The 8,988-nt window shown below is 69.5% G+C and carries 1 protein-coding gene; it reads right to left on the reverse strand.

The features are described from left to right. Positions 1-8,988: amino acid adenylation domain-containing protein (locus ABIC90_RS27155; protein WP_354359814.1), on the reverse strand; the 8,988-nt coding region annotated here is incomplete at both ends.

The following is an 8,988-nucleotide window of genomic DNA, read 5'->3' on the forward strand; positions in this document are numbered from 1 at the left end:
GGTGCAGCCGTGGCGCTCGCCCAGCGCGCGCAGCGCCTGCGAGAGCGCTGGATCGAGCGTGATGGGCACGCTGTCGCCGGCGTAGTCCTGCGTGCTCGGGCGCGCATGGTCGCAGGGCAGCTCCAGCAGCGCCGGGGCGCCTTGCAGGTGCTCGCGCCAGAACCCCAGCTGGCGCTGCAGCAGCGCTCCGCTGATCCAGCGGTGCTGCCACACCGCATGGTCGGCGTACTGGATCTGTAGCGCGGGAAGTGGGTCTGGCTCGCCTTGCACGAACGCCGTATACAGCGCGCTGAGTTCATTGATGAACACGCCCATCGACCAACCGTCCGAGACGATGTGGTGCATCGTCACCAGCAGCACGTGCTCCCGCTCGGCCAGCTTCAGCAGTCGGGCGCGGATGAGCGGGCCGTGCGACAGGTCGAACGCGGTGGCGGCTTCTTCCTGTGAGTGGCGGCGGGCCTCGCCCTGGGGGTCGGCCGACGCTGTGAGGTCCGCACGCATCAGCGGCAGCCTCACATCCTCGGGCGCAATCACCTGCGCCGTGCTGCCATCGTCCTGGCGCACGAAGCCCGTGCGCAGCACTTCATGGCGCGCAAGGATGCGATCGAGCGCACGCACCAGGGCCGACTCGTCCAGCGGCCCCACGAGCCGCAGGCCCGAAGGCATGAGGTAGGCCAGCCGTGCGTGTGCGTCGAGCTGCTCCAGGAACCACAGCCGCTGCTGCGCGAACGACAGCGGCAGCGGCGCGCCGCGCCCGGCCGGCGTGACTGCCGGCAGCTCGCTGGCCGTGGCCTCGCCGACGCGCTGGGCGAAGCCGGCCAGCGTGGGCTGGGCGAACAGCTCGGCGATCGCCACTTCCGAGCCCAGCCGCAACCGGATGCGCGAGACCAGCTGCACGGCCAGCAGCGAGTGCCCGCCGAGCTCGAAGAAGTTGTCGGCGCGGCCAACGCGCTCCAATCCCAGCAGGTCCTGCCAGATGTGCGCCAGCTCTTCTTCGATCTCGCCTTGCGGCGGCTCGAACTCGCGCGTGCCGTAGGCCGCATCGCCCGGCGCGGGCAGCGCACGGCGGTCCAGCTTGCCGTTGGGCGTGAGCGGCAGCGCCTCGAGCTGCACGTAGGCCGCTGGCACCATGTACTCGGGCAGCCGGCTGGCCAGCTGCTCGCGCAGGACCACTGCCTGTACGTCTTCACCCGTGACGTAGGCCACCAGCTGCTTGTCGGCGCCCTCGCCGCGCGCCAGCACGACGGCTTCGCGCACGCCCGGGCAAGCTTGCAGCGCCGCCTCGATCTCGCCCAGCTCGATCCGAAAGCCCCGCACCTTCACCTGGTGGTCGTTGCGGCCCAGGTACTCGATGGTGCCGTCGGCGCGCCATCGCGCCAGGTCGCCGCTTCTGTACATGCGCGAGCCCGGCGCGCCGAACGGATCGGGCACGAAGCGCTCTGCGGTGAGATCGGGGCGGTTCAGGTAGCCGCGCGCCAGACCTGCACCCGCGATGTGCAACTCGCCGGCCACCCCCACCGGCACGAGCTGGCCGAGCGCGTCCAGCACGTAAACCGATGTGTTGCCGATCGGTTGGCCGAGCGGGACCGAGCGGGCCGAGGCGTCGAGTCGGCGCACCTCATGGGTAGTCGCGAATGTCGTTGTCTCGGTCGGACCATAGCCGTTGAGCAGGTGCTTCGGCGGGTTGTCGCGCAGCACCCCACGGATGATCGCCGGGTCCAGGGCGTCGCCTCCGACGATGAGGTAGCGCAGCTTCAGCGCGACGGCGCGAAGATCTTGCGCGTACTGGTTGAACAGGCCCACCGAGAGCCACAGCACGTTGACGGCGTGGCGCTGCAGGGCGAGCGCAAACTGCTGCGGCGCGAGCAGCGTCTCCTGCGCGATCACGACCAGGGTGCCGCCATTCAGCAGCGGCGCCCACAGCTCAAGCGTGCTGGCATCAAATGCCGGACTGGCCGCGAAGGCCACCCGGTCCGTGGGCGCGAACTCGGCAAAGCGGTTGTTGATGACGAGTCGGACCACCGCCTGTTGTGTCGCCATCACGCCCTTGGGCACGCCGGTAGAGCCGGAGGTGTAGATCACGTAGGCCAGGTGCTCGGGACGCAGCTCAGGGACCTCGGGGGCAGTGGCTGGCAGCGTGTGCCAGGGGGCGGAAGGGGCGTCGAGGCGCACCACGCGCAGCGCCGGCAGGCCGGCGGGCAGTTGTGATTCCAGCTGCGCGTCGGTCAACACGACGCGCGCGCGGCTGTCGCGCAGCATGAACGCGAGCCGCTCGGTGGGGTAGGCCGGGTCCAGCGGCACGTAGGCGCCGCCGGCCTTGAGCGTGGCCAGCAGCGCCACGACCATAGGCAGGCCGCGCTCGAGCAGCAGCGCCACGCGTGCGTCCGGCCCCACGCCCAGCGCGCGCAGGTGGTGGGCCAGCCGGTTCGCCTGGGCGTCCAGCTCGCCGTAGCTGAGCGACTCGTCCTCGAAGACCAGCGCCACCGCCTCGGGTGAGCGTCGAACCTGCGCTTCGAACAGCTCGTGGATGCACTGGACTTGCGGATACGCCGTGGCCGTGTCGTTCCACTTTTGCAGCACTTGCTCGCGCTCGCCTGGCGGCAGTAGCGTCAGGCTGGCCACCCTGCCGCCGTCTTCGGCCACCATCGCGTGCAGCAGCGTTTTGAGACAGGCGATGTGGCGCTCGACAGTAGGCACGTCAAAGAGCGCCTGGGCGTAACGGATGCGGCCTGCAATCAGCTCGCCGCTGTCGTCCTTGTGCTCTCGCAGCTCCAGCGAAAGGTCGAATTGGGCCGTGTCGGACTGTCCCTGCAGCGACTGCAGTTCGATGCCGGGCAGCTCCAGCACACCTTCGGGCGCGTTTTGCCAGGCAAACACGACCTGAAACACCGGGCTGTGGGCCATGCTGCGCGCGGGCTGCAGCGCTTCGACGACTTGCTCGACGGGGAGATCCTGGTGCGCCTGCGCGGCCAGCGTGTTGGCGCGTACCTGCGCCAGCAACTCGCCCACAGTGGGGTTGGCCGTGAGGTCAATGCGTAGCGCCAGCGTGTTGACGAAAAAGCCGATCAGCGGCTCCAGTTCGGCGCGCGCGCGGTTGGCCACCGGGGTGCCTATGACGACCTCACATTGCCCTGACAGCCGCGCCAGCAAGGTGGCCCAGCCCGCCAGCAGCGTCATGAACAGCGTCGTGCCATGGCGCTGCGACAACGCCTTGAGCTGCGCCGAGAGGGCGGCATCGAACTCGAAGCCGATTGTCTGGCCGGCGTAGTCCTGCACCGGCGGGCGAGGCCGGTCGCTGGGCAGCTCCAGCAGCGCCGGGGCGCCCTGCAGGTGCTCCCGCCAGAACTCGAGCTGGCGCTGCAAGACCTTGCCTTGCAGGTAGCTGCGCTGCCACACGGCATAGTCGGCGTACTGGATCGCAAGCGTCGGCAGCGGATCCGCCTGGCCTTGGCTGAAAGCGGCATAGAGCGCTGTGAACTCTTTGATCAAAACGCCCATCGACCAGCCGTCGCTGACGATGTGGTGCATGCTCACCAGCAGTACATGCTCTGCTTCCTGGCCTTGCCCACCCAAGCTCAGCAGTTGCCCGCGGGTGAGCGGTCCGCGCACCAGGTCGAACGGGATACGGGCTTCTTCGTCGGCGACACGCAGGACTTCAGCGTCCACTTCGGCGTGCGCCGACAAGTCTTGATAGCGCAGCGCAAAGCCGCTTGGCGCTGGGTCGATGATTTGCACCGGCACGCCATCGATCGTGTCGAAACGCGTGCGCAGCGCTTCGTGGCGCGCAACGATGGTGTCCAGCGCGCGCTGCAGCGCGCTGCGCTCGAGCGGTCCGATCAGGCGCACGCCGCCGGGGATGTTGTACGCCGCGCCGGCGCGCGCGTCCATCTGCGCGAGGAACCACAGCCGCTGCTGCGCGAACGACAGCGGCAGCGGCGCGCCGCGCCCGGCCGGCGTGACCGCCGGCAGTTCGCTGGCCGCCGCCGTCGCCAGCCGCGCCGCGAAGGCAGCGAGCGTGGGCTGTGCGAACAGCTCGGCGATCGCCATTTCCAGGCCGAGCCGCAACCGGATGCGTGAGACCAGCTGCACCGCAAGCAGCGAGTGCCCGCCCAGCGCGAAGAAGCTGTCCGCGCGGCCGATGCGCTCGCGCCCGAGCAGCTCCTGCCAGATTTCAGCCAGGGCCTCCTCGATGGGCCCTTGCGGCGGCTCGAACTCGCGCGTGCCGTAGGCTGCATCGCCCGGCGCGGGCAGCGCGCGGCGGTCCAGCTTGCCGTTGGGCGTGAGCGGCAGCGCTTCCAGTTGCACGTAGGCCGCTGGCACCATGTACTCGGGCAGCCGGGTGGCCAACTGCTCGCGCAGGTGCGCCACGGCTGCAGTGGGCGCGATTTTCTCCTGTGGAATGCCGTTCCCGGCAAAGAGCCGCTGATAGAAGGGGCTCGCCCGGTGGTGCCGCGCGTCACGTTGCGACACATGGTGGAACCTTTCGACGATTTCGCCTTGGCGAATCAGGCTTCCTTGCAGCGCGTACTCGGGATTCACGCCGTTGTCGCAGAGCGTGATATGGCAGCGCATGGCGATGGCATCGCCCGCCAGCACTTCAAGGCCCGGTTCGAAGATGGGCAAGTACACCGGGAACCAGGTGTAGCGGTGGTCCAGGACGTCGGCAATTTCCTCGGCGTCGAGATACAGGTTCATCCACACCAAGAAGCCGTCGAAGCGCCCCGGCCGGTGAAAGCTGAGCGTCATGTCGTGGTGCTGCTCCACGTCCATGGGCGCGGTGAAATCGAGATCCTCCAACACGGCCTCGGTCGACAGGATGGCCTCACGCGGGAAGTTCTTGATCGCCAGGCGCAAGTCAAACGGTCCACCGGCTGCATCGAAGATGCGCTGGACGTAGTGTGCGGAGATGGCGGTAAAGGCCGGTTGCTCAGCGATCTCGGGCGGAAGAGCGACCGCGGCGATCTTGGTGAGCGCTCGCTGCGGGATCATGGGGGCATCGGGCTCGAGCAGCCGGCGCGCGTGATTGATGAGCACCGCCGCGCCCTCCTCGCCCCCGATCGAATCGACCAACGCGGCCACGCACACCTGCGCACGTTCGGGCAGTTCGATGGTGCGCACGTCACCGTGGATCACGTGCAGTCGATCTTCGAGCTGGAGCTCGGCCACGAGTCGCCTTGCCGCCTCGTAGGCGCTGTCGAGGATCTCGACTGCATAGACCCGCTTGGCGCCGAGGTCCAGGCACATGCGCGCGAGGACCGCGTCCTTGCCGGTGCCAAGGTCGAGCACCACGCGGTCCTTCACGACCTTGCGCAGCGCGTCGCGGTACTTGTCCAATCTTGGGCGGTCACCGCTCAGTCCGTAGTACAGCAGCTCGTCGTAAATGAGGTAACCACCAAGTGCGGGCCACAGCTGCACACGATCGTCGCGATCGCGCATCAGGGGATCGAGGCGGCTCGGTGACCGCGTGTAGTAAGCCACCAGGCGCTTGTCGGCCGGCGCGTCCTCGCGGGCGAGCACAACCGCTTCGCGCACGCCTTCGCAACCTTGCAGAGCCGTCTCGATCTCGCCCAGCTCGATGCGAAAGCCGCGGATCTTGACCTGGTGGTCGTTGCGGCCCAGGAACTCCAGCGTGCCATCGGCGCGCCAGCGCGCGAGGTCGCCGGTTCGGTACATACGCGCACCTGGCTTGCCGAACGGATCGGGCACGAAGCGCTCGGCGGTGAGATCGGGGCGGTTCAAGTAGCCCTGCGCGAGCTGTACGCCCGCGATATGCAGTTCGCCCGCGATGCCGATCGGGCAGCGCTGACCGCGTGCGTCGAGCACGTGCACGCGGGTGTTCGGGTTCGGGCGCCCGATCGGGATGCGAGAGCGCGCCTCGGGCGCCTCCTCGAGCATCAGCGTGGTGGCGAACTGGGTTGTCTCGGTGGGCCCGTAGGTCTGCAGCACGCGCTGCAGACCGCCTCGCATCAGCAATGCGATGGCCTGCGCGTCGGCCACGTCGCCTCCGGTCACGAGCATCCTCAGCGTATCCAGGTGCCCGGCGAGCAACGGCGCGTACGCGCGCAGCACCCCCGCCACCAGGATGAGCACGGTGATGCGATCGCGCTGCACTTGCTCAGCGAGCTGGCGAGCGTCGCGCAGCACCTGCGGCGGCACGACGACCACCGCCGCGCCGCGCAGCAGGGCGCCCCACACCTCGAGCGTCGAGGAGTCGAATGCAGGATTGGACGCGAAGCCTACCCGGTCGTCGGGACGCAGCGCGTGCAGCCGTGCGCCCAGCACGAACTGGGTCACCGCCCGGTGCGCCACCACCACGCCCTTGGGGCTGCCGGTGGAGCCCGACGTGTACATGACGTAGGCCGCAGCCAGCGGGTGTGCCGATACCGGACGCGGCTTGCGGCGGCACGGTTTGAGCGATTGCAGGCCCGTGAGCTCCAGACGGTGCACCGCGTCGGCGCGCAGCTCGCACTGCGGCTGGCACACCAGCACCCGTGCACCGCTGTCCGCGAGAATCAGCGCCAGCCGCTCGCTCGGGTGCTCCAGGTCCAGCGGCACGTATGCCGCCCCGCAGTGCAGCACTGCCAGCTCGGCCACCACCAGTTCGCCCGAGCGCGGCAGCGCCAGCGCCACGCGCTCGCCCGGCTGCACGCCCAGCGCTTGGAGCCGCTCGGCCAGCGCCCACGCCATGCGCTGCAGTTGGGCATAGCTCAGCGTCTCGGTCTCGCAGACCAATGCCACCGCCTTCGGTGTGCGCTGCGCCTGCGCTTCGAACAGCGCGTGGATACAGCCGTCCTGCGGGAGCTCCGTGTCGGTCGCGTTGAAGCCCTCGAGTTCGGTGCGCTGGAGCGCGTCGAGCAGCGGTACCTCGGCCACCGATTGGTTCTCATCGGCTATCCATGATTGCAACAGCACGACAAAGTGCCGTACCCAGCGCTCGATGGTCGAGTGCACGAACAGCGCTCTGGGGTAAGTGACGCTGCCGTTGATGCACGGCCCGACTTGCTGCATCACGATGTCGAGGTCGAACTTGACGGTGTTGGAGCGAACGCCGAATCCCTGCAGTGCCAGCCCCGGCAGCTCCAAAGCTCCCCCGGGCATGTTCTGCCAGGCGAACATGACCTGGAACAGCGCGCTGTGCGCGAGGCTGCGCTCGGGGTTGAGCGCCTCGATGACCTGCTCGAAGGGCACGTCCTGGTGCGCTTGCGCGCCCAGCGCGCTCGCTTTCACCTGCTCGACGAGCTGCGCGACCGTCGGATGTCCCGAGAGGTCCACGCGCAGCGCCAGCGTGTTGACGAAGGGACCGATCACCGACTCGACCTCGGCGCGCGTGCGGTTGGCCACCGGCGTGCCGATGACCACATCGGCCTGCCCGGACAGGCGCACGAGCAGCGCCGCCCAAGCGGCCAACAGCACCATGTGAAGCGTCGCCCCGTGGCGCGCGGCCAGCGCCTGCAGCGCGGCGCTGTCGGCTCGGTCGAGCTCGAAGCCGATGCTCGCGCCGGTGAAGTCCTGCACCGCCGGGCGCGCGTGGTCGGTGGGCAGCTCCAGCAGCGCCGGGGCACCCTCCAGGTGACTGCGCCAGTAGGCGAGCTGCTGCTGAAGCCGCTGGCCGCTGATCCACTGGCGCTGCCAGGCGGCGTAGTCGGCGTACTGGATGGCCAGCGGCGACAGCGGGTCCTCGTGCCCTTGCACATAGGCGCCGTACAGCGAGCCCAGCTCGCGCACCAGCAAGCCCATCGACCAGCCGTCGCTCACGAGGTGGTGCATCGTCACCAGCAGCACGTGCTCCCGCTCAGCCAGCTTCAGCAGCCGGGCGCGAATGAGCGGCCCCTGCGCGAGGTCAAACAGCGTGGCCGCCTCCTCTTCGGCGTTGCGCGTCGTCTCGGTGTCGGCATCGGCGGAGCCGGTGAGGTCCACATGCAGCAGCGGCAGCCCCACATCCTCGGGCGCAATCACCTGCACCGTGCTGCCATCGTCTTGGCGCACGAAGCCCGTGCGCAGCACCTCATGGCGCGCGACGATGGTGTCCAGCGCGCGCTGCAGCGCGCCGCGCTCGAGCGCGCCGCTCAGGCGCACGCCCCCGGGGATGTGGTACGCCGCGCTCGCGCGCTCGTCCATCTGCGCGAGGAACCACAGCCGCTGCTGGGCGAACGACAGCGGCAGCGGCGCGCTGCGGTCCGCCGGCGTGACCGCCGGCAGTTCGCTGGCCGCGGCGGCTGCGACGCGCTGGGCGAAGCCGGCCAGCGTGGGCTGGGCGAACAGCTCGGCGATCGCCACTTCCGAGCCCAGCCGCAACCGGATGCGCGAGACCAGCTGCACAGCCAGCAGCGAGTGGCCGCCCAGGGCAAAGAAGTTGTCCGCGCGGCCAACGCGCTCGCGCCCGAGCAGCTCGGCCCAGATCGCCGCCAGCTCTTCTTCGATCTCGCCTTGCGGGGGCTCGAACGCGCGCGTGCCGTAGGCCGCATCGCCCGGCGCGGGCAGCGCGCGGCGGTCCAGCTTTCCGTTGGGCGTGAGCGGCAGCGCCTCCAGCTGCACGTAGGCCGCCGGCACCATGTACTCGGGCAGCCGGCTGGCCAGTTGCTCGCGCAGCGCCTGCGCTTGTATGTCTTCTCCGCCAGGAACCTCGCCAGTGACGTAGGCCACCAGCTGCTTGTCGGCACCTTCGCCGCGCGCCAGCACGACGGCTTCGCGCACCCCGGCGCAGGCTGACAGCGCCGCCTCGATCTCGCCCAGCTCGATCCGAAAGCCCCGCACCTTGACCTGGTGGTCGTTGCGGCCCAAGTACTCCAGCGTGCCATCGGCGCGCCAACGCGCCAGGTCGCCGCTTCTGTACATGCGCGAGCCCGGCGCGCCGAACGGATCGGGTACGAAGCGCTCGGCGGTGAGATCGGGGCGGTTCAGGTAGCCGCGTGCCAGCTGCACCCCGGCGATGTGCAGCTCACCGGCCACGCCCGCCGGAGCAAGCTGGCCGTGCGCATCCAGCACGTG

The sequence above is a fragment of the Variovorax boronicumulans genome (assembly GCF_040544675.1).
GTDB classification, from domain to species: Bacteria; Pseudomonadota; Gammaproteobacteria; order Burkholderiales; family Burkholderiaceae_C; genus Variovorax; species Variovorax boronicumulans_D.